The 21,450-nt window shown below is 42.9% G+C and carries 28 protein-coding genes and 1 riboswitch; of the genes, 24 read left to right on the top strand and 4 right to left on the bottom strand.

All coding sequences use genetic code 11. The features are described 5' to 3' along the window. Window positions 1-81 precede the first annotated feature (81 nt). The 4 genes from PCY11_RS08265 to greA all read left to right on the top strand — a co-directional run bounded on the left by PCY11_RS08265 (window position 82) and on the right by greA (window position 3,149). Window positions 82-498, top strand: a complete 417-nt coding sequence (locus PCY11_RS08265) for a GNAT family N-acetyltransferase (protein WP_049523727.1) — start codon at window positions 82-84, stop codon at window positions 496-498. Window positions 499-510: 12 nt separating this feature from the next. Beyond that, window positions 511-1,020, top strand: a complete 510-nt coding sequence (locus PCY11_RS08260; RefSeq protein ID WP_176745637.1) for a GNAT family N-acetyltransferase — start codon at window positions 511-513, stop codon at window positions 1,018-1,020. Between the two features lie 74 nt (window positions 1,021-1,094). After that, a complete protein-coding gene (gene mltG, locus PCY11_RS08255; protein WP_024054778.1) occupies window positions 1,095-2,609 on the top strand; it encodes an endolytic transglycosylase MltG in 1,515 nt (504 codons plus the stop codon). A gap of 57 nt (window positions 2,610-2,666) precedes the next feature. After that, the gene (greA, locus tag PCY11_RS08250) at window positions 2,667-3,149 is read left to right on the top strand and encodes a transcription elongation factor GreA (protein WP_003005389.1); all 483 of its coding nucleotides are present in this window, start codon (window positions 2,667-2,669) and stop codon (window positions 3,147-3,149) included. A gap of 153 nt (window positions 3,150-3,302) precedes the next feature. Here greA and yidC read toward each other — a convergent pair whose 3' ends face one another. After that, a complete protein-coding gene (yidC, locus tag PCY11_RS08245; protein WP_003008377.1) occupies window positions 3,303-4,220 on the bottom strand; it encodes a membrane protein insertase YidC in 918 nt (305 codons plus the stop codon). Window positions 4,221-4,297: 77 nt separating this feature from the next. Then, window positions 4,298-4,576 (bottom strand): acylphosphatase, encoded by a 279-nt coding sequence (locus PCY11_RS08240; RefSeq protein WP_049497794.1) that lies wholly within the window; start codon window positions 4,574-4,576, stop codon window positions 4,298-4,300. Between the two features lie 73 nt (window positions 4,577-4,649). Between PCY11_RS08240 and PCY11_RS08235 the strand changes: the two genes are divergently transcribed. The 14 genes from PCY11_RS08235 (at window position 4,650) to yidD (ending at window position 14,093) form a co-directional block, all read left to right on the top strand. Then, window positions 4,650-5,396, top strand: a complete 747-nt coding sequence (locus PCY11_RS08235; protein WP_070846074.1) for an RNA methyltransferase — start codon at window positions 4,650-4,652, stop codon at window positions 5,394-5,396. An 82-nt stretch (window positions 5,397-5,478) separates the two neighbouring features. Next, window positions 5,479-5,970 (top strand): HD domain-containing protein, encoded by a 492-nt coding sequence (locus PCY11_RS08230; protein WP_003005617.1) that lies wholly within the window; start codon window positions 5,479-5,481, stop codon window positions 5,968-5,970. Between the two features lie 28 nt (window positions 5,971-5,998). Then, window positions 5,999-6,685 carry a Bax inhibitor-1/YccA family protein gene (locus tag PCY11_RS08225; RefSeq protein ID WP_049517790.1) on the top strand — a complete coding sequence of 229 codons (687 nt, stop codon included), beginning with the start codon at window positions 5,999-6,001 and terminating at the stop codon, window positions 6,683-6,685. 95 nt (window positions 6,686-6,780) lie between these two features. Then, window positions 6,781-8,031: a diaminopimelate decarboxylase gene (locus tag PCY11_RS08220; RefSeq protein WP_070845942.1), complete on the top strand. Its 1,251-nt coding sequence runs from the start codon at window positions 6,781-6,783 to the stop codon at window positions 8,029-8,031. Between the two features lie 55 nt (window positions 8,032-8,086). After that, entirely contained in the window at window positions 8,087-8,332 is a 246-nt protein-coding gene (locus tag PCY11_RS08215) for a YneF family protein (protein WP_003005109.1), read from the top strand. 77 nt (window positions 8,333-8,409) lie between these two features. Then, window positions 8,410-9,204 (top strand): glutamate racemase, encoded by a 795-nt coding sequence (gene racE, locus PCY11_RS08210; protein ID WP_003008361.1) that lies wholly within the window; start codon window positions 8,410-8,412, stop codon window positions 9,202-9,204. After that, a complete protein-coding gene (locus PCY11_RS08205; protein ID WP_070845944.1) occupies window positions 9,201-10,181 on the top strand; it encodes a nucleoside-triphosphate diphosphatase in 981 nt (326 codons plus the stop codon). The genes racE and PCY11_RS08205 overlap by 4 nt, the downstream gene beginning before the upstream one ends. Further along, the gene (locus PCY11_RS08200) at window positions 10,154-10,675 is read left to right on the top strand and encodes a metallophosphoesterase (RefSeq protein WP_070845946.1); all 522 of its coding nucleotides are present in this window, start codon (window positions 10,154-10,156) and stop codon (window positions 10,673-10,675) included. Before PCY11_RS08205 ends, PCY11_RS08200 begins: the two co-directional genes overlap by 28 nt. Beyond that, window positions 10,672-11,133 carry a cyclic-di-AMP-binding protein CbpB gene (gene cbpB / locus PCY11_RS08195; protein ID WP_003008353.1) on the top strand — a complete coding sequence of 154 codons (462 nt, stop codon included), beginning with the start codon at window positions 10,672-10,674 and terminating at the stop codon, window positions 11,131-11,133. Before PCY11_RS08200 ends, cbpB begins: the two co-directional genes overlap by 4 nt. Continuing rightward, window positions 11,130-11,861 (top strand): site-specific tyrosine recombinase XerD, encoded by a 732-nt coding sequence (gene xerD / locus PCY11_RS08190; protein WP_070466407.1) that lies wholly within the window; start codon window positions 11,130-11,132, stop codon window positions 11,859-11,861. Before cbpB ends, xerD begins: the two co-directional genes overlap by 4 nt. Beyond that, window positions 11,861-12,580: a segregation/condensation protein A gene (locus tag PCY11_RS08185; RefSeq protein ID WP_070845948.1), complete on the top strand. Its 720-nt coding sequence runs from the start codon at window positions 11,861-11,863 to the stop codon at window positions 12,578-12,580. The genes xerD and PCY11_RS08185 overlap by 1 nt, the downstream gene beginning before the upstream one ends. Next, on the top strand, window positions 12,564-13,133 hold the full coding sequence (gene scpB, locus PCY11_RS08180) for an SMC-Scp complex subunit ScpB (protein WP_003017403.1): 570 nt from the start codon (window positions 12,564-12,566) through the stop codon (window positions 13,131-13,133). The genes PCY11_RS08185 and scpB overlap by 17 nt, the downstream gene beginning before the upstream one ends. Continuing rightward, complete coding sequence (locus PCY11_RS08175; RefSeq protein ID WP_003005375.1) at window positions 13,123-13,854, top strand: pseudouridine synthase; 732 nt, start codon at window positions 13,123-13,125, stop codon at window positions 13,852-13,854. Before scpB ends, PCY11_RS08175 begins: the two co-directional genes overlap by 11 nt. After that, window positions 13,851-14,093: a membrane protein insertion efficiency factor YidD gene (gene yidD, locus PCY11_RS08170; RefSeq protein WP_023918885.1), complete on the top strand. Its 243-nt coding sequence runs from the start codon at window positions 13,851-13,853 to the stop codon at window positions 14,091-14,093. The genes PCY11_RS08175 and yidD overlap by 4 nt, the downstream gene beginning before the upstream one ends. Before the next feature lie 223 nt (window positions 14,094-14,316). Here the strand turns inward: yidD and PCY11_RS08165 are convergent, their stop codons facing one another. Beyond that, window positions 14,317-15,756, bottom strand: coding sequence for a TrkH family potassium uptake protein (locus PCY11_RS08165; protein ID WP_061591406.1), 1,440 nt, complete (start codon window positions 15,754-15,756; stop codon window positions 14,317-14,319). Between the two features lie 5 nt (window positions 15,757-15,761). Continuing rightward, the gene (trkA, locus tag PCY11_RS08160; RefSeq protein WP_061591405.1) at window positions 15,762-17,117 is read right to left on the bottom strand and encodes a Trk system potassium transporter TrkA; all 1,356 of its coding nucleotides are present in this window, start codon (window positions 17,115-17,117) and stop codon (window positions 15,762-15,764) included. A 333-nt stretch (window positions 17,118-17,450) separates the two neighbouring features. Here trkA and PCY11_RS08155 point away from each other — a divergent pair, with 333 nt between their 5' ends. From PCY11_RS08155 to PCY11_RS08130, 6 genes are all read left to right on the top strand, one after another. Then, window positions 17,451-17,993, top strand: coding sequence for a tRNA (cytidine(34)-2'-O)-methyltransferase (locus PCY11_RS08155; protein WP_024055209.1), 543 nt, complete (start codon window positions 17,451-17,453; stop codon window positions 17,991-17,993). Window positions 17,994-18,073: 80 nt separating this feature from the next. Then, a riboswitch (FMN riboswitch) is annotated at window positions 18,074-18,223 on the top strand. 202 nt (window positions 18,224-18,425) lie between these two features. Further along, window positions 18,426-18,998: an ECF transporter S component gene (locus PCY11_RS08150; RefSeq protein WP_324252899.1), complete on the top strand. Its 573-nt coding sequence runs from the start codon at window positions 18,426-18,428 to the stop codon at window positions 18,996-18,998. After that, complete coding sequence (locus PCY11_RS08145) at window positions 18,988-19,638, top strand: phosphatase PAP2 family protein (RefSeq protein ID WP_024055345.1); 651 nt, start codon at window positions 18,988-18,990, stop codon at window positions 19,636-19,638. The genes PCY11_RS08150 and PCY11_RS08145 overlap by 11 nt, the downstream gene beginning before the upstream one ends. Before the next feature lie 57 nt (window positions 19,639-19,695). Then, the gene (locus PCY11_RS08140) at window positions 19,696-20,655 is read left to right on the top strand and encodes a TIGR01212 family radical SAM protein (protein ID WP_024055344.1); all 960 of its coding nucleotides are present in this window, start codon (window positions 19,696-19,698) and stop codon (window positions 20,653-20,655) included. Beyond that, the gene (locus PCY11_RS08135) at window positions 20,639-21,196 is read left to right on the top strand and encodes a class I SAM-dependent methyltransferase (protein ID WP_070845952.1); all 558 of its coding nucleotides are present in this window, start codon (window positions 20,639-20,641) and stop codon (window positions 21,194-21,196) included. The genes PCY11_RS08140 and PCY11_RS08135 overlap by 17 nt, the downstream gene beginning before the upstream one ends. Next, on the top strand, window positions 21,189-21,443 hold the full coding sequence (locus tag PCY11_RS08130; RefSeq protein ID WP_023918874.1) for a hypothetical protein: 255 nt from the start codon (window positions 21,189-21,191) through the stop codon (window positions 21,441-21,443). Before PCY11_RS08135 ends, PCY11_RS08130 begins: the two co-directional genes overlap by 8 nt. The last annotated feature ends 7 nt before the right edge of the window (window positions 21,444-21,450 follow it).

Raw genomic sequence — 21,450 nt, 5'->3', positions numbered from 1 at the left:
GAGATGATTGAGTCTGGAATCGATTGGTTCCAGACTCAAATTTATCTGTCCACTGAAGGAGTATGAGATGAGGAAAGCAGGATGATGATTCGATCAATCACCCCAGCTGATCAAGAACAGCTGCTGTTGCTAGAAGAAGAACTTCATGACAATGAAGGAAAGAAGCACAAGGCCACTCTTGAGGAAGCGCTAGGTTCAAAGGAAGCCATTTCTCTACTTGCAGAACAGGCGGGAGATATGGTGGCCTACTTGTTGGCGACAGAAGACCAGCATTTAAAAGGAGACCTAATCGTATTGCGATTAGCAGTGAGACCAGCCTTTCAAGGTCAAGGTTATGGTTCTATTTTGATCGCTGCTTTAAAGGATCTAGCTGTTCAAATGGAAAAGAAAGCCATTTGGATCGATTGCCCAGAAAACTTACTATCTTATTTTGCCCAGCAAGGATTCCGGGATGAAGCTGAGTCTGATCGAGGTGTCCATATGGTTTGGGAACGATAGAAGGGGTAAATGATGAAAGAAAAGATTCACATTAGACAGGCAGAGCTGCAGTATTTGGATGCCATCGAGCGCATTGAGCTTGAGAATTTCTCAGAAGAAGAAGCGATTGCGCGTGAGATTTTAAAAGATCACATTGAAAAGATTCAAACGACATTTCTTGTAGCAGAGTGCCAAGGTCAGATTTTAGGCTATTTAGAAGGACCTGTTAGACCAGAGCGCTATTTGATCGATTCCTCTTTTTCAGAGGTTGAAGATCTAAGCCAGTTAGAAAAGGGCTTTATTTCCATTACGAGTCTATCCATTGCTAAAGAAGCCCAAGGACTTGGAGTGGGAACTCTTTTGCTTGAAGCGATGAAAGAGATTGCGATTAAGGAGGACCGTCAAGGGATCAATTTGACCTGTCATGATTATTTGATTCCTTATTACGAAAAACAAGGATTTACCAATGAAGGTCTTTCAGAATCCCAATATGCGGGTGAAGTTTGGTACAATCTGGTCTGGGAAAACGAAAACCTTGATTAAATAGGTATTTTGAAGAAGAAGGGCGATTTGTATTGCTTTTCTAAATCTTTTAAGATATAATATTAAGGATTATGATGAGGGAGGTCAATTATTTGACTGATAAATCACAAGACAGTGAGAAGTTATTAAGCTTCAAAGAGCAGATCCTCAGAGACTTAGAAGAGGCCAATGAGCAACTTCTAAAGATCGAAAAAGAGTATGATCTACCTGATCGAAGCATTGAAACCCCTTCTTCACTGAAAGAGGAGGAAGAAGCAACACCACCTCCAAAAGTAGAAGAATCTGCGTTGGCTCCCAAAGAAGAACCAGTGGAGCCGGTACAGGCGACTCCTGCTGTGGAAGAAAAGAGTGAGCTTACAAAGCCTGCTAAAAAAGAACCAAGTCAGGAACCGGTAGAGGAGAACTTATCGCGCTCTTCTCGTAACCAGCGCCAACAAAAACAAAAGAAACAAAATAAAATCGCTAAACGAATTGTGCGGACAGTGGTCAGCCTTTTGCTGATTGTGATCGTGGCTACAGGGATCTTTGCTGTGACCTATATCCATTCAGCTGTCAAGCCAATGGATAAAAATGCAACAGAATTCGTAACGGTTGAGATTCCAGCAGGTTCAAGTAATCGTGAGATTGGCGCGATCCTTGAGAAAAAAGGACTCGTGAAAAATGGCCAGTTCTTTAACTACTATACCAAGTTCAAGAACTATAGCAATTTCAAATCCGGTTATTTCAACCTTCAAAAGAGCATGGATCTAGAAACCATCATCCAAAAACTGCAGGAAGAGGGAACCAAAACTCCTCAGGCTCCAGTTCTTGGGAAGGTGACGATTCCAGAAGGCTATACGATCGATCAGATTGCGACGGCTATCACCACCGATGTCTCCACTAAGAAGGCCGGCAAGACTCCATTTAAGAAAGAAGATTTCTTGAAGGCTGTCCAAGACGATGCCTTTATTGAGAAGATGGTGGCCAAATATCCTAAGCTCTTGGCGAATCTGCCAAGTAAGGATTCTGGTGTTCGCTACCGTTTAGAAGGTTATCTCTTCCCAGCAACTTATAACTATGGCAAAGATACCACAGTGAAAGAGATGATCGATCAGATGCTTGCGGCAATGGATCAAAACTTAAGCCCATACTATGAAACACTTGAGAGCAAGAACATCAATGTAAACGAAGTATTGACTCTTGCTTCCTTGGTTGAAAAAGAAGGGGCGACGGATCAGGACCGCCAAGATATCGCGAGTGTCTTCTATAACCGTTTGAACCAAGACATGCCTTTGCAAAGTAATATTGCAATTCTTTATGCAGAAGGGAAACTTGGTCAAAAGACGACCTTAAAAGAAGATGCAACGATCAATACAGAGCTGGATTCCCCTTATAATATTTATAAGAATACCGGCTTGATGCCTGGCCCAGTGGATAACCCTGGAGTATCAGCGATCGAAGCGGCAGTGAACCCAAGTAAGACCGATTACTTGTATTTTGTCGCAAATGTCGAAAATGGTGAAGTTTTCTTCGCTAAGACATACGAAGAACACAATAAAAATGTTGAAGAACATGTCAATAGTAAATTGACACAAGCAAGTTCAAACTAGAAAAAGCATGTGGCGCGTCCACAGCTTTTTCATTCAAATAATAGAAAGAGAAGAATAATGGCAGAAAAAACATACCCAATGACACTAGCAGAAAAAGAAAAATTGGAACAAGAATTAGAAGAATTGAAATTGGTCCGTCGACCTGAAGTGGTAGAACGGATTAAGATCGCTCGTTCATATGGTGACCTCTCAGAAAACTCTGAGTATGAAGCAGCAAAAGATGAACAAGCTTTTGTGGAAGGTCAAATCTCTAGCTTGGAAACAAAAATCCGTTATGCAGAAATCGTCGATAGTGATGCTGTTGCAGTAGACGAAGTTGCGATCGGAAAAACCGTTACAGTCCAAGAAGTTGGCGAAACAGATGAAGAAGTATACAGCATCGTCGGTTCAGCAGGGGCAGATGCCTTTGCAGGAAAGATTTCTAACGAAAGCCCAATCGGTCACGCTTTGATTGGTAAGAAGACAGGTGACGTTGTCACTGTTGAGACCCCAGCTGGAAGCTACCAAGTGAAAATTTTGAACGTAGAAAAAACAGCGTAACTATAAAACGCAAGCCCTCCAAGAGGGCTTGTTTTTTTGTGCTCTTAATCTTTTTGTGAGAGTGAAAATTCTTTGCTGACTGAACGGTATCAAAAAAGCACTTGAACCTTGGGTTCAAGTGCTACTGTATACCGCTAGAATTAGTAGTTTGTACTACTTTCTATTGCGTTGTTTTCCTGCATTGCGGTTGTTTTTTGGTTTGTGTTGGATTTGTGTCGTCGCAGTTGGTGTGACATCTTTTTTCACGCGGTGACTAGTCGCTTTTGGAGGATTGTTTTTGTATTCCTCAGCGACCCGTTTGCGAAGATTTGGACGAATCAAGTAGTTGATGACAAATTGTTGGATAATTTGGATCACCCCACCGACTACCCAGTAAAGAGTCACTCCGGCTGAAGAGATCAATGAGAAGACACCGATCATAATCGGACTCATCAGTGATGCTTTGCGCATGCTTTCCTTTTGGGTTTCATCTTCAATTCCATGAAGAGAAAGCATACTTTGGATATAGTAGAGAACCGCAACGATAGCCGTCAAGAGCAAGCTTGGTTTGCCAAGAGCAATGCCAAGGAAGCTACTATCTGCTACCCCTTTGGTGTGCTGAGCTGCAAAGAAAAGGGCAGAGAAGAATGGCATTTGGATCAAGAGTGGCAAACACCCAACTCCACCAAACATGCTAACACCATTTTCACGTTGAGCGGCCATTAATTCCTGTTGAGCCAATAGCTTTTCTTCTTGTGTGCTAGCGTTCTTCATGCGCTCTTGGATTGGCCCAAGGATAGGTTTTAAGTAATTCATCTTTTCAGATTGGTAGGTTGCCTTCCATGATTGGTACAAACCAAGTGGCAAGATGATTAACCGCACGATCAAGGTGACGATAATAATCCCGATCCCAAAGCCCAAGCCAAGGTTGTTGGCAAAGAATTTGATGGCTTCGCCCATCGGACGACCAAGAAGATTCCAGATCAATCCAGTCGGATTTCCAGTTTTCCGATCGACACTCACGCATCCTGATAAGAAGACAAGCGAAGCTAGTCCCATCGATGCAAGTAATGCAAGTTTATTTTTTTTCACAAATCGTTCCTTCTTTTTTTTAATGTTACCTTTCTATTCTACTGTTTTTTTTGAAAATACACAATAGTTCTCTAGTCTTAATTTGCAATTTTGAAGTCTGAATAGTTTTCAAAGTTTGCGAGCGTAACATCTAAATAAGTTACATGTGCAAAAGGCGTAGGACCTTTGCGAATTTCTTGAATGAATTTGGCCATTTGGCTACTAGACTCTGCCTGGGCCAGAATGCCAACCGTTCCGTCGTCATTATTCCAGACACGGCCAGTAATCCCACCGATCTCTAAAGCAAGACTGTACACTCCCCAGCGAAAGCCAACCCCTTGAACCCGTCCTTGGGCAATCATTTTTACCTTTTGCATGTGCGACCTCCTTGACTCGAAGAAATCTATCTGAGGCATGATTTCTTCTTTTTCTTTGTGCTATAATAGTTCTATGAATATTATAACGTCTAAATCCAATAATGTAATCAAAAATGCTAAAAAATTACATCAAAAAAAATACCGGACAGATTCTTATCTCATTGAAGGCTGGCATCTGTTTGAAGAGGCAGTAGAAAATCATGCGAAGATTCGGCAGGTCTTTGTTTTAGAAGCCTATTTAGACCGGGTAGAGAATATCCAAAAAGTCACCGTCGTGACTCCGGAGATCTTAAGTCTCTTGGCAGATTCGAAGACTCCTCAAGGGATTGTCGCAGAGATCGCTCTAGAGCAGCCAGAACTTCCGGATCAGCTACAAGGGCGCTTCCTCTATTTGGAGGATGTACAGGATCCTGGCAATGTAGGGACGATGATTCGAACAGCAGATGCAGCAGGTTTTGATGGCGTCATGCTTTCGAAAGCCTCCGCAGATCTATACAGTCTCAAGACCCTTCGATCCATGCAGGGCAGTCATTTCCATATTCCTATCTGGAAACTGGATCGAGAAGAACTATTGGAGCGAGCTGCACACTCTCATCTAGCAGTTCTCGCAACGACGCTTTCAGAAGCTTCCATTGACTACCGGCAGCTTCCTCAGACTGACCAGTTTATCCTGGTGATGGGGAATGAAGGAAATGGAATCAGCCAGGAAATGGCCGCACAAGCAGACCAGCTGGTTCATATTCCCATGCCAGGTCGGGCAGAGAGTTTGAATGTTGCAGTAGCAGCAGGAATTTTGATGTTTTCTTTAAGGAAATTTTGAGAAAAAGCAGTATACTTAACCTGTAAGAAGAAGTTGATGGATATCTTATTGGGAGAGCTTATCAACGAAAGGTGGTTATCTTATGCAATATCATCGTGACAAAGAATACATGACCTATGTAGGACATTTGATCCAGCATCCGAAGGTTCAAAAATTAGCCGACATTCCCCACCATATTCATTCCAATCGTTTGGAGCATTCCATTCATGTTAGTTATACCAGTTATAAACTGGCTAAAAAATTTGGTTGGGATGCCAAAAGTACGGCTCGGGGTGGCCTCTTGCATGACCTCTTTTACTATGATTGGCGCGAGACCAAGTTTACCAAGAGTCACGCCTGGATCCATCCCCGCATTGCCGTGAGAAATGCACGAAAGATCACAGATCTCAATGCCAAGGAAGAAGACATCATTATTAAACACATGTGGGGAGCTACCCTTGCTCCGCCTCGCTATAAAGAATCCTTCGTGGTGACCATGGTGGATAAATACTGGGCTGTTAAAGAAGCTTCAGAACCATGGCGTAAAAAGATGGCTAAAAGGAGATTTTTTCATCGAAAAATGTTAAAATCGTAGTAAACAAATTTGAAAGGAACTTGTTTATATGTATAATGATTCAGTAATCCAAGAACAAAGTGGATTGAATGCCTTTTATAACAAAATCTACTCATTAGTTGGGATCGGTGTTGGGATTTCAGCCCTTGTCTCTGGTCTGATGATGACGGTCTTTCAAGATTTCTTCGTTCAAATCTTGACAACCGCACCAATGGTTTACTATGGAGCAGTCGTTGTAGAATTGATCTTGGTCTTTGTTGCAAGTGGGAAGGCTGTTAAAAATAGCCCGTCTGCTCTTCCAATCTTCTTGATCTACTCAGCTTTGAATGGGTTTACGTTGAGCTTTATCATTGCTCGCTACATGCAAGCGACTGTCTATAAGGCTTTCTTGGTCAGTGCCTTGATGTTTATTGTCATGGGAGCTATCGGACGCGTTGTGAAAAAGGACCTGTCTGGAATGGGACGTGCCTTGATGGGAGTCTTGATCGGTGTGATCATCGCTTCTGTTGTGAACATGTTCTTGAGAAGTTCTGGCATGGACTATATCTTGAGTATTATCTCTGTCTTCCTCTTTGCAGGATTGACAGCTTGGGATAACCAAAAGATTCGCTATGTCTATGATCAAACAAATGGTCAACCTGCTACAGGTTGGGCAGTAGCAATGGCTTTGGAACTTTATCTTGACTTTATCAACCTCTTTATCAGTCTGCTTCGTATCTTCGGAAGAAACGACTAATCAAAGAGAGATTGAGCTGGGGCAGTTGCCTCGGCTTTTTTTGTCTTCCGACTTGTGCTATACTAATAGTGACTAAAGAATAGAAATGAGCGCTTATGAAAACACCTTTTGTAACCCGTGAACAATTAGAAAGTCTGACCCAAGAATTTCCTACCCCTTTCCATCTCTATGATGAAGCAGGAATTCGTGAAACGGCTCGTGCCCTCCATCAAGCTTTTGCTTGGAATGAAGGATTTAAGGAATACTTTGCCATCAAGGCGACTCCTAACCCATCGATCCTAAAAATTTTGCAAGAAGAGGGCTGTGGAGTCGACACGGCCAGCTACGTGGAATTGTTAATGGCGGATAAACTGGGCTTTAGTGGGAAAGAAATCATGTTTTCTTCTAACAACACGCCAGCTGATGAATTTGTCTATGCGAGAGAATTAGGGGCAACTATCAATCTGGACGCCTATGAAGACATTGCTTTCTTGAAGTCTGTGACCAGCATCCCCAAGGTTATTTCTTGCCGCTATAATCCTGGTGGAGTTTTTGAACTGGGAACCGATATTATGGACAATCCTGAAGAAGCCAAGTTTGGAATGACCAAGGAGCAATTGATCCAAGCCTTTATCGAGTTGAAAGAACTAGGTGTGGAAGAGTTTGGCATTCACGCTTTATTGGCTTCTAATACTGTATCCAACGACTACTATCCAGAGCTAGCGCGTCAACTTTTTGAATTGGCAGTAGAAGTCGTCGAGAAAACAGGTGTCCACTTGGGCTTCATCAACCTTTCTGGTGGAGTTGGGGTCAATTACAAACCAGAACAAGAACCAAATGATATTGCCATTATTGGGGAAGGTGTGCAACGCGTTTTTGATGAGATTCTCAAACCGGCAGGACTTGGTAATGTGAAAATCTATACCGAGCTTGGTCGCTTTATGCTAGCTTCACACGGCCTCCTGGTAACCAGAGTTACTCATAAAAAGAAAACCTACCGGACCTATGTGGGCGTCGATGCTTCAGCGGTGAATCTTCTTAGACCGGCTATGTACGGTGCTTATCACCATATCACCAATATGGATCGTCCAGAGGAACCGACTGAAGTGGTCGATGTAGTGGGAAGTCTCTGTGAAAATAACGATAAATTTGCCAAACAACGAGAACTACCCGTGACGGAGATTGGAGATTTACTTGTGATCCATGACACCGGAGCTCATGGATTTTCAATGGGGTATCAGTACAATGCTAAGTTGCGTTCGGCAGAAGTTTTGCTTCAAGAAGATGGGCAGGCCCGTTTGATTCGTCGAGCAGAAAAACCAGAAGATTATCTTGCGACACTCTACGGCTTTGACATTGAAAAATAAGCGATTGTCTGATATAATGATAGTTATGTAAAAATAATGGATCGGAGAAAATTTTATGAATCTCTTTTTAGGAATTTTGTTGATTATTTTAGCTTTCTTTGGTGGGATGGTTGCAGGAATGTTCTTGCTTCGTCGTCAATTTGAAAAAGAATTTGCCTCAAACCCACGTTTGAATGTTGAAGCAGTCCGTACACTTTTAGGTGCCAGCGGCCAACGTCCAAGCGAAGCAAAAGTTCAACAAGTCTATCGCCAAATTGTGAACCAACAAAAATCAGCAATGGCGAAAAACAAGAAAAAATAAGAGTGGGGCAATCTCACGATAATAAATGAGAGGGGCTTGGAGGAATTTCTTAGTCCCTCCTTTTGGAAGGAAGAGATATGGATAACCGACCGATTGGTTTTTTAGATTCTGGAGTAGGGGGCCTGACTGTTGTCCGCGAATTGCTCCGTCAGCTTCCTCACGAAGATGTCGTCTATATTGGAGATTCAGCGCGTGCACCTTATGGTCCTAGACCAGCAGACCAAATTCGCGAGTATACTTGGCAGATGGTGAACTTCCTTCTGACCAAAAATGTCAAGATGATTGTCTTAGCCTGTAATACAGCGACGGCAGTTGTTTGGGAAGAAGTCAAGGAGAAACTTGATATTCCCGTTTTAGGAGTGATTTTGCCCGGAGCTTCTGCAGCCATTAAATCGACGACCCATCAAAAAATTGGGGTGATTGGGACACCGATGACGGTTTCTTCTGGAATTTATAAAGAGAAGATTCAAAGTCTGGCACCAGACATGGAAGTCAGCAGTTTAGCTTGTCCCAAGTTTGTTCCTTTAGTGGAATCAAACGAGTTGGCATCCAGTGTGACCAAAAAGGTGGTCTACGAAACCCTAAAACCACTAGTTGGAAAGGTTGATACCTTGGTCTTGGGATGCACCCATTATCCCCTTTTAAAACCGATCATTCAAAATGTGATGGGACCGGATGTCAAATTGATTGATAGTGGAGCTGAGTGTGTTCGGGATATTTCCGTCTTATTAAACTATTTTGAGCTCAATAAGAGTCGCGAACTCTTAGAACAGACCCACCGCTTTTATACCACTGCAAATGCCAATAGCTTTGCAGCGATTGCCGAAAAATGGCTAGAACGTTCAGTGAATGTGGAGCATGTAAATTTATGAGTGACAAACTATTTGAATACAAAGATCCCCAAGATTGGTATATTGCCCAATGGGGAGAAGATGCAGACTACAACCAATTTAGTCAAGTGCCTGCGGAAGCTTCCACTCTGTTAGACCAGCTGGAACTTCTCTTTGCCAAGGATCCTGAAGGATTCCCTCTCAATCTATCGGTGATACGCTATGGTTCAGCCTTTCGTTTTCTGACCTTTTTGATTGAAATCTTAAATGAAGTCAAGGGAAGAGCTTTTGAGATCGTACAGCGTCAAGGAGCCTTGCTCTTGGTTGAAAAAGGGAAATTGCTTTACTTGCATTTGCCAAGTGATGGGGTGGATTTGGAAGCCTTCTTAGGTCAAGACAAGGTCAAAGATACGATTCTTATTGCGACTCGAAATGAGGGAAAAACAAAAGAATTCCGTAATATGTTTGAAAAGCTGGGCTTTGAAGTGGAAAATCTCAATCAATACCCAGAGCTTCCAGAAGTCGAAGAAACAGGGATGACCTTTGAAGAGAATGCCCGCCTAAAAGCTGAAACCATTGCAGAGCTAACTGGGAAAACAGTCTTAGCAGATGATTCAGGTTTGAAGGTGGATATCTTGGGAGGCTTACCAGGAGTTTGGTCAGCTCGCTTTGCGGGAGTTGGTGCGACAGATGCGGAAAACAATGCGAAATTGTTGCACGAATTAGCCATGGTCTTTGATTTGAAAGATCGTTCAGCTCAGTTCCATACGACCTTGGTGGTTGCAAGACCAGGCAAGGAAAGCCTAGTGGTGGAAGCAGATTGGCCTGGATATATTAATTTTGAGCCCAAAGGGGAACACGGCTTTGGCTATGACCCTCTCTTCTTAGTTGGGGAAACGGGCCGTGCTGCTGCTGAATTAACGCTAGAAGAAAAAAATACACAATCACATCGTGCTTTAGCTGTTAAAAAGTTATTGGAGGTATTTCCATCATGGCAAAGCAAACAATCATCGTTATGAGTGACTCGCATGGAGACCGCTCCATTGTTGAAGCTATTAAAGAAAAATACCTAGGTCAGGTCGATGGGATCTTTCACAATGGGGATTCTGAGCTAAAAAGTGACGATCCTGTCTGGGAAGGGATCCACGTTGTCCAAGGAAATATGGATTTTTATGATGGCTATCCGGAACGCTTGGTGACCCAACTAGGGCCAACACGGATCATCCAGACCCACGGACATCTCTTCCAGATCAATTTTAGTTTTCAAAAATTGGATCTGTGGGCCCAAGAGGAGGAAGCAGATATCTGTCTATACGGCCATCTTCATATCCCAGATGCTTGGAAGGAAGGAAGAACCCTCTTTGTGAATCCTGGATCCATTAGCCAACCTCGTGGTCTGATTCGCGAGTGTTTGTATGCCAAGATAGAGATTACCGATTCGAACTTCAAGGTAGAGTATTATACGCGAGATCATGAATTGTACCCTGAATTGACAAAGGAGTTTAGCAGATGATAGCAAAGGAATTTGAACGTTTCTTGCTGGCGCAGGAAGAGACGTTCTTAACTCCTGCCAAAAATTTAGCGGTCTTGATTGATACCCACAATGTAGACCATGCGGTCTTGCTGTTGAGCCAGATTAGCTATAGTCGCATCCCGGTAGTGACGGATGAACGCAAGTTTGTGGGGACGATCTCCCTAACGGATATTCTATCTTATCAATTGAAACACGAGATTCCTGAGGAGACTTTTGCTTCGATGGATATCGTAGACGTTGCAAAGAAGGAGGTCGGGGTCATCGGCTTAGACTTCAATTTGACAGAAGTCCTTCACAAGTTGGTGGATGACTCCTTCTTATCAGTGGTGGATGAAGAAGGTTATTTCCAAGGGATTATTACTCGGAAATCTATCCTCAAAGCCATCAATTCGCTGATGCATAATTTTTCAAATGAATACGAGATGATTCCAAAATGAAAGAATTTATTGCAAGTTTTATTGATCAAAAAGAACTAAGTGAAAATTCTCAGTCAGCCTATTTCTATGATTTGGACCAATTTATTGAATCAATTCATGGAAAAGTGACGCCGACGAATTTGAGAATTTACCAAGCTTCGATTAAAGATTTTAAACCGGCGGTTCAAAAACGAAAATTATCCGCTGTTAACCAATTTTTATATTATTTGTATCAAGAACGCTTTATTTCTGAATACCATCGTTTGGTCTTGCCTAAAATTCAACCGGCCAAGATCCATGATCGTGAATTGTTGGATCTGACCCATTTTTGGGAAGAATCAACTAACCCACAGGGACGCTTGATGGCCTTATTGATTCTGGAGATGGGCTTATTGCCAAGTGAGATCCTCCAAGTCAAGGTCGAAGATATTCAGCTGGACTTTCATGTCATTCGAGTGGGCAAAGATGGCCAAAAACGGGTTTTAAAAGTTCCAGAGCCTTTACTGGATGAGTTGCAACTCTTCCTCGATGGTGTCTATCTCTTTGATAATAAAGGAAAATCTTACTCCCGTCAGTGGGGATTCCGACAGTTAGAAGCCTTCTTGATCGAAAAAGGCAACCAAGACCTTTCGGCCCAATCAATTCGTGAGCAGTATATTTTGAAACAACGTGAACTCGGTGTGGATCTCTTTAGTATTGCGCGTGAATTGGGCCTAAAAACCATGGTGACATTAGAAAAATATAAATAATGGATATTAAAATAAAAGATTTTGAAGGACCTTTGGACCTCTTGCTCCACTTGGTCTCTAAATACCAGATGGATATTTATGAGGTCCCCTTGATTGAGGTGATCGAACAGTATCTGGCTTATCTGGCGACCCTCCAGGCTATGAAACTAGAGGTAGCAGGAGAATACATGCTGATGGCGAGTCAACTAACCTTGATCAAGAGTCGAAGACTTCTTCCTAAGGTTGCAGAGGAGATGGATGAAGCAGAGGATCTCGAGCAGGACCTCCTTTCTCAATTGGAAGAGTACCGTACTTACAAGCAATTAGGAGAGTTGATAGCCTCACAGCACGAGGAGCGCGCCCTCTATTATTCAAAACCAAAGATGGAATTGATTTATGACGATACCGAATTACTTCATGATCGCACCACGGTGGATCTCTTCTTGGCTTTCTCAAAATTATTGACCAAGAAAAAAGAAGAATTCCGCCAGAACCATACAACCATTGTAAAGGATGAATACAAGATTGAGGATCTGATGGACCAGCTGCGACACCGATTCCACGATCGCTCACAAGTTCTCTTGCAGGACTTGTTTCTAGAAGCAACGGATCTCCAAGAGGTCATTACTCTATTTCTTGCAACCCTTGAATTGATCAAGATTCAAGAAGTAACGGTGATCCAGGATAGGGCTTTTGGAGAAATTTACTTAAATAGGATTGAACATGAGCAAATTAGCTGAAATTGAAGCACTCTTATTTGTAGCGGGTGAAGAAGGAATTACTGCCAGACAAATCGCAGATCTTCTCTCATTACCCCCAACAGGTGTGGTGCAAAGTTTAGAAAAATTGGCCCAAAAATACCAGGAGGATACAGATACCAGTCTGTGTTTGATGGAGACAGCTTCCCGTTATAAATTGGTGACAAAGGCAGACTACGCTTCGGTTTTACGAGACTATTCTAGAACGCCTATGAACCAAAGTTTGTCTCGGGCTGCCCTTGAAACCTTATCAATCATTGCTTATAAGCAACCGATCACCCGCGTGGAGGTCGATGATATTCGAGGCGTTAATTCCAGTGGTGCCATTACCAAACTACTGTCATTTGATCTGATCCGCGAAGATGGAAAAAAAGAAGTCCTCGGGCGTCCTAATTTGTATGTCACGACGGAGTATTTTTTGGATTATATGGGGATCAATCATTTGGAGGAATTACCAAAGGTTGAGGAAGTGGACATCGATCCAGAGGAAGGTCAATTATTTTCAGAGAGAACAGAGGAACTAGATGAGAATTAACAAATATATTGCCCATGCAGGAGTGGCTAGTCGTCGCAAGGCCGAAGAACTGATCAAGCAAGGCTTGGTGACGGTCAATGGCCAAGTTGTGCGTGAATTAGCGACTATCATTAAAACCGGTGATCAGGTTGAAGTAGAAGGGACTCCAATCTATAACGAAGAAAAGGTCTACTATCTTTTAAATAAGCCACGTGGTGTCATCTCTAGTGTATCGGATGATAAAGGACGGACAACAGTCGTTGACCTTTTATCTCAAGTACCAGAGCGCATCTACCCAGTGGGACGTTTGGACTGGGATACATCTGGTGTCTTGATTTTGACCAATGATGGTGATTTTACAGATGAGATGATTCACCCGCGCAATGAAATTGATAAGGTCTATGTGGCGCGTGTCAAAGGGATTGCCAATAAGGAAAACTTGCGTCCCTTGACGCGAGGAGTGACCATTGATGGAAAGAAAACCAAGCCAGCAACTTACGAGATCTTAAAAGTGGATGTCGAAAAAAACCGTTCAGTGGTTCAGTTGACCATTCATGAAGGGCGTAACCACCAGGTTAAAAAGATGTTTGAAGCGGTGGGACTTTTAGTGGATAAACTCTCCCGGACCCAGTTTGGGAATTTGGACGTCTCAGGACTTCGTCCGGGTGAATACCGTCGCTTGAACAAAAAAGAAATCAGCCAGTTGCACAATCTAGCAGTGACTAAATCTAAAAAAGCATGAAAACAATCCTAATTGCGCTGGTCAGAGGCTATCAAAAATGGATCTCTCCCCTATTTCCGCCTTCTTGTCGCTTTCAACCGACCTGTTCCAATTATATGATCCAAGCGATTGAACGTTTTGGTGTGAAAGGTGTCTTGATGGGGATTGCAAGGATTCTACGTTGCCATCCTGGAACCAAAGTAGGACCAGACCCCTTGCCAGACCATTTTAGTCTGAAGCGAAATGAAGAATCAAAATAGGACGATCGCAAATAAACAGAAACGAGGCTGGGACAAAAGTCCTAGCCTCTCAATTATTTTTGGATTGTCGAGCAAGACGCAGTGGTTGAGTGGGCTCTACTACGCTGATTTCATCAGCTTTTACAGCCCTACTCAACTGTGCGGAGGTGGGACGACGAAATCGAATTCTAACGAATTACCGATTTCTGTCCCACTCTCGTTGATTTTGTACTAGAGTTGTCTATCAGCGTTTAGACCATGTTTTAGGGAGGAAGAGAAGAATCATTGGATAGATTTCAAGCCGTCCGGCAATCATGGCTAAGGAAAGTAACAGTTTTGAAATCGGACTAAAAATGGAGAAGGTTTGACCTGTTCCAATCATAGGTCCGATGTTGTTGAAACAACTAAAGACAGCACTGACAACCGTCATGAAGTTATTATTATCTAGACTGACTACAAAGAGCAAGCCGATCGTGATAAAACTGTATATCGTAAAGTACTTGAGGATCTGATGCTGTGTATCCTTATCCAATACCGTATCATTGACATGCAAGGTTAGAACGCGATTCGGAGACAAGGTCGAAAGAACCTGATTTTTTGCGATTCGCCATAAGGTCAAGCACCGAATGACTTTAAGCCCCCCAGCGGTCGATCCAGCAGAACCACCGATGACCATCAGCATCAAGAGGATGAACTGAGAAAAGAGAGGCCATTTTTCCGTCGTTCCATAACCAAAACCGGTGGTGGTGATGATATTGGAAACTTGGAAGAAAGAAATTTCAAAACTCTTAGCGACATTGGCATAGAGATGAAGGACATTGTAAGCGATCAAGACACTGGACACGAGGACGATGGTGATATAGGTCCGCAATTCCTCATCTTTAAAGAAGGCCTTGAATTTTCGGATCATGAGGAAGTAGTAGAGGTTAAAGTTAACCCCGAAGACTAAAACCCCGATACTGACCAAATAGGTGATTAAACTACTATTGTAGTGGGCAATTCCGTCGTTAAAAACGGTAAAGCCCCCGGTTCCAGCCGTCCCCATGGCGATGACAAAACTATCATAAAGGGGCATGCCGGCAAGGAAATAAAGAACCACAAAAAGGAAGAACAAGCCCAAGTACAAGAAGTAGAGGATTTGAGCTGTATTTTTTAATTTGGAAACGACCTTCCCAAAAACTGGACCAGGAACTTCTGCCTTCATGACTTCAAGGTGGCTGTTCTTGTTATTGTCCATAATCGCAAGGGCAAAGACCAATACTCCCATCCCCCCTATCAAGTGGGTAAAACTACGCCAAAAGAGGAGAGAGTGGCTGAGGACACCCACATCGTCTAAAATCGTTGCCCCTGTTGTTGTAAAGCCGGAGCTGACTTCAAAGAAGGCATCGATAATGTTTGGAATTTGGCCCGAAAAGACAAAGGGAAGGGCACCAAAGAAGGACCATAGGATCCAACAAAGTGCTACAATCAGGACTCCTTCCTTAGCATAGATGTGAAAATCCTTTGGTTTGTGAAAACTACCAAGGAGGCCAAACGCAAGTAGGATGGCCATGGTTGCTCCAATAGAGACAAAGATCTTGGCAGGTTCCCGATAGATTGCAGCGACCACTAGGGGAACGATTAGGAGACCTGCCTCGATTAAGAGGAGTTTGGATAAGAGGTAACGAATCATGCTTCTATTCATCAGGCTTACCTCTCAAGTAGATCGTAGATTTTAGTGACATTTTGAATCAAGGTGGTCACGATAATCCGATCCCCGACCATCAAACGGTCATCCCCATTAGGGAAAATAGCCTTGCCGTTTCGAATAATGGCAGCGATCAAAACGCCCTTCTTCAATTTCAATTCAGAGAGGGGATATTGGGTTAGTTTATTGTCTTCCTTAATTTGGAACTGCAAGGTTTCAATCCGGCCGTTTGCGACATGGTGCAAGGCTTCTAGGTTTGAGAACTGTGCATTGTAGCGTCCACGAATAAAGTGCATAATGGTATCTACAGCGATGCGTTTTGGCGTAACGATACTGGTCATATCTTGATCGCCAATGATCTCCAGCAGACTAGTTCGGTTGACCTTGGTAATGTTCTTTTTGACTCCGACAGAATTTAAGAACATGGAGGTGATGATGTTTTCTTCATCGACCCCTGTCAAAGTAGCCACAGCATCGAAGTTATTGGCACTCTCTTCTAAAAGAATGTCTTTAGCAGTTCCGTCTCCATGGACGACATAGAGATCAGGAAATTCCTGGCTAAAGAATTCCGCTCGTTCACGATTGACTTCTAAAACCTTGAGATCGATCTTGCGGCGCACATCTTGAAGAATATTGAGTAGGTAATAGGCAATTTTCCCAGCACCAATGATCATCATGCTCTTAATGACCTGAGGGCGAACATTGTTGTGGAAGAGAACGACCTCGATCCGATTACCTGTTACGAAAATCTTGTCTTGAGGTTGTAAGACAAAGTCTCCGTTTGGAATGGTGAGTTCGTTGCCACGCTCGATTGCGCAAACAATGACATTTCCGTATTTCTTCCGGAATTGGGAGAGGCTCATATTGCAGAGATTGCTATCTGGCTTGATCTTAAATTCCATCAAGGCTACCCGACCATTGGCAAAATGCTCCACAGAAAGGGCATTTGGGAAGTCAATGATATTGGCAATATATCGAGCTGTCAGCAATTCCGGATTGACAACCAGGGAGAAGCCCAAGATATTTTTTTCCTTGAAGTAGGAATTGGAATATTCAGGATTCCGCACCCGAACGATGGTCTCTTTGGCTCCCATTTTTTTAGCCAAAACAGCAGAGACCATATTCACTTCATCGTACTCGGTCATGGAAATGAAGATGTCGCAGTCTTCAACATCCGCTTGCTCCAAGATCTTGAAGTTTGCCCCATTTCCTAAAATTCCAATGATATCAAATCGTTTGGTAATATGGTTAAGAACGGATTCGTCTTTTTCGATCAAAATAACATCGTGGTTTTCAGCAACGAGAGAACGACAAAGGGCCGTTCCGACCTTTCCTCCACCAACAACAATAATTTTCATAGAATACCTCCAGAGTATGCTTCTATCATACTCTATTTTCAAGAAAAATTCATCTTTTTTAAGGATTTTCTGGTGGAATTTTGAGAAGCTAAGAACAAGTAGGAAAAATCGTCAAAAGAGTAGAACGAGGAGGGATTGAAAACTTTGGTAAAGTTTCTTAAAAAAATCTAAAAAAACTATTGACAGGAGCTTCAAAAGTGTTATACTTAGAAAGTACCTTCGTTGATTTACCTCAAACCTGTTGTGAGTTAAGTTAATGAAGCTGTAACCACGCTGTTTGCTGAGCTTGACTCCGGGCAGTGTGGCTATTTTTTTATCAGAAAGAGATCGAGTATGAATATTGAAGAACTGGACTACCAAGAGTCAGCTGCTCAAAACCACATCGTCTTGTTCCAACCTCAGATTCCACAAAATACGGGAAATATTGCACGGACTTGTGCGGCGACCAATTCCCCCTTGCATATCATACGACCCATGGCTTTTCCGATCGATGATCGCAAAATGAAGCGAGCAGGACTCGATTATTGGGACAAGCTGGATGTCCGTTTTTATGATAGCCTAGAAGAGTTTATGGAAGCAGCGAGCGACGGTCAGGTACACCTAGTGTCCAAGTTTGCAAATCAGACCTATTCGGACGTTTCTTATCAGGATGGGAAGTCCCATTATTTCTTGTTTGGACGCGAAGATAAAGGATTGCCGGAAGAATTTATGCGCCAGCACGAAGAGAAGGCCATTCGCATTCCGATGAATGACGAGCATGTCCGTAGTTTAAATGTCTCCAATACCGTCTGCATGATTGTCTATGAGGCTCTCCGCCAGCAGGGCTTTAAGGGGCTGGAGTTGAGCCATCGTTATGAGCACGACAAGCTCAAATAAGAACGAAAAATTAAAACCCGAACGATGTAATCCATGACGTTACAAAAACTTGCCTAGGCAAGTTTTTTTTGTTATCATAAAAGGGTCTTCAGGGCAGGGTGTAATTCCCGACCGGCGGTGACTTTTACTAGGAAATGTTCTTTTCCGTACTCTAAAAGAAGTCCGCGAGCGCAAGCTGATGTGGTGTGACTCCACAACCGACAGTATAGTCTGGATGGGAGAAGACGAGAGACGAATAGACTGACAGCTATTCTGATCTGTTTAGAGTTGATGCATGGGAATAGTACCTTGGAGTCTAAGACTGACTAACGGCATGTTTCGATGGAGACCAGCTAAAGTAACTAGAATAGTTTCTAGTTTAAGCTTTGTTTAAATAGTTTAGAGTAGAATGATGGAGTAGACGTCTTTCCAGCTTCTCTAATTTTTAAAAAATTGGAGGAACCTGTTATGACAAATACACGTAAACTGACCCTAGTGGCTGTTTTATCCGCTTTATCTTTTATTTTGATGTTCTATCAATTTTCTTTCTTGATAGATTTCTTCAAAATTGATTTGAGTATCATCGCCATTTTGTTGGCCTTGGTCCTGTTGGACTTTAAAAGTGCCGTTTGGGTGACCTTGATCCGATCTGTTCTTAAATTAGCCCTTAATAATAAGGGACTTGAAACCTTGATCGGATTACCAATCAATATCATTGGTGTTCTTGTTTTTGTCCTTGCTTTTGCTTGGATTTGGAACAAAGAACGGACCCATGGTCGATTTGTCCTGGCAACGATTGTTGGAACGATCAGCTTGAGTATCACGATGGTGTTGGTGAACTATGTCTATGCAATCCCTTTGTATGCTCGTTTTATGAACTATGATATTTCGAAAACACTAGGGCTTGTCCACTATTTAGCCGCAATGGTTGCACCGTTTAACCTGATCGAAGGGGTGATTTGGGCCATCGCATTTGGGTTGATCTATACCTTATTGCAACCGATTTTGAAAAAATATGAAAAATAAACAACAACATTGGGCGAAGGCAAGCTTCGCCCTTCTCATTTTTGTCATTCTTGGGTATGTGATTCGCTTTTACCCGCAACAATTAACAGGCTTTGATAGCACGATTCAATCTGCTATTCGAGGCGATCTGCCTGCAACACTGACGGTCTTCTTTACCAAGGTAACCCATGTCATGGATACCAAGATCATTGTCATCTGGGTGGGTCTTCTGCTAGCGGTCTTTGCCTATAAGAAATGGTACAGTGAGGCCCTCTTCCTTGGAAGCAATCTGGTATTGACTGGTCTTTTGGTTCTTCTTCTAAAGAATATCTACCAGAGACCGAGACCAAGTATTCTTCATCTAGTAGAGGAAAAAGGCTTTTCTTTCCCGAGTGGTCATTCACTGGCGTCTACCCTTGTTTTGGGAAGTTTGATCATCATCATCGGCCAACATGTAAAACATAAAACAGCCCGCTATTGCCTTCAAGGCTTGCTGGTTCTGGGAATCGTGACCATTGTGGTTTCCCGCGTTTATGTCGGGGTCCACTACCCATCAGACGTTCTCGGCAGTATGATTTTGGGTCTTGCTGTCTTACAGTTTGAGTATCCCTTGTATGATCGCTTGCGATTTCAATGGCGCTTTACAGGGAAGCAAAAATAAGCATCTAACAACTAGGAGTCGAAGTCGCGTTTTGAGTTCGACTCTTTTTTTGCTATAATGAAGGGTATGAAATCCTACAATACCTTGAATGATTATTATCGAACCTTATTTGGAGAAAAGACCTTTAAAGTCCCAATTGATGCAGGCTTTGATTGTCCTAATCGAGACGGAACAGTCGCCCACGGTGGCTGTACTTTTTGTACGGTCTCGGGTTCAGGAGATGCCATTGTGGCCCCAGAAGCTCCAATCCGAGAACAGTTTTACAAAGAGATTGATTTTATGCATCGGAAATGGCCAGATGTGAAGAAGTATCTGGTCTATTTTCAAAATTTCACCAATACCCACGATAAAGTGGAAGTCATTCGAGAGCGGTATGAACAGGCCATCAATGAACCAGGAGTGGTAGGAATCAACATTGGTACGCGTCCGGACTGTTTACCAGATGAGACCTTGGCCTACCTAGCAGAGCTGACAGAGCGCATGCATGTGACGATTGAGTTGGGTCTTCAGACGACTTATGAAGCGACGTCTGAATTGATCAATCGGGCCCATAGTTATGATCTCTATGTTGAAACAGTCAAGCGTATTCGTAAACAGGTGCCCAAGGCAGAGATCGTCTCACATTTGATCAATGGCCTTCCTGGGGAGACGCATGAGATGATGGTGGAAAATGTTCGCCGTTGTGTGACTGATAATGAAATTGATGGCATCAAGTTGCACCTCTTGCATTTGATGACCAATACACGGATGCAACGGGACTATCATGAAGGACGACTTCAACTCATGAGCCAGGAGGAGTATGTCAAGGTCATCTGTGACCAGTTGGAGATCATCCCCAAACACATTGTCATCCACCGGATTACAGGGGACGCACCACGGGATATGTTGATTGGTCCTATGTGGAGTCTCAACAAATGGGAAGTCCTAAACGCTATTGAAACTGAAATGCGTCGGCGTGGAAGTACCCAAGGATGTAAGCTAGAAGAAAAGGAGACTGCCAATGCTTCGACCACTTGAAATGGCCCATCAATTTTTAGCAGAAGTCATCACCAAAGAAGATGTGGTGGTGGATGCGACCATGGGAAATGGACATGATACGGCCTTTTTAGCTCAACTAGCAGGCCAGGTCTATGCCTTTGATATTCAGGAGCAGGCACTTGTAAATACTCAAGAAAGATTGGAGAAGTTGGGTCTTCAACATGTCCAGTTGATTTTGGATGGCCACCAGCATGTGGACCAATATGTGGAGACCCTCAAAGCAGCTATTTTTAATCTGGGTTATCTGCCATCTGCAGATAAATCGGTCATTACTCTTCCAGCTACCACGATTGAAGCGATGGAAAAAATCTGTGCTCGCCTAGAAAAAGGTGGGCGAATGGCTATTATGATTTATTATGGTCATGAAGGAGGAGACATCGAGCGTGATGCTGTGCTGGACTTTGCCAGTCAGCTCCCTCAAAAAGACTATACAGCGACCATCTACCGGACACTGAATCAAGTGAATCAGCCACCGTTTTTGGTCATGATCGAAAAATTAGAAAGCTACCGTCATGGATAAAGAATATTTAAAGAATAAAATTGAAGGATTGAGACATCATTTTGTCGAATCAACCATCCACGAGCGTGCTATAGGTTTTTATGATGAAGCCCATATGACCAAAAAGATGCTCAAAATAAAAAAGAAATTGGTTTCGCTTGAGATGGAACGGTGCCAAAAGAAGATTGAGCACAAGGATGTAACCAAGACAGACCAAAAGATTGCGGAGTTAAAACAGCAATTTGAGACCTGCTGCCAAGAACGCTAAGGAGGGA

Origin of the sequence: Streptococcus sp. SP8 (assembly GCF_030440045.1) — a bacterium.
In the GTDB taxonomy this organism is placed as follows: domain Bacteria; phylum Bacillota; class Bacilli; order Lactobacillales; family Streptococcaceae; genus Streptococcus; species Streptococcus parasanguinis_I.
Note: the sequence above shows the minus strand (reverse complement) of the source record. Positions and strands in the feature narration are given on the sequence as shown.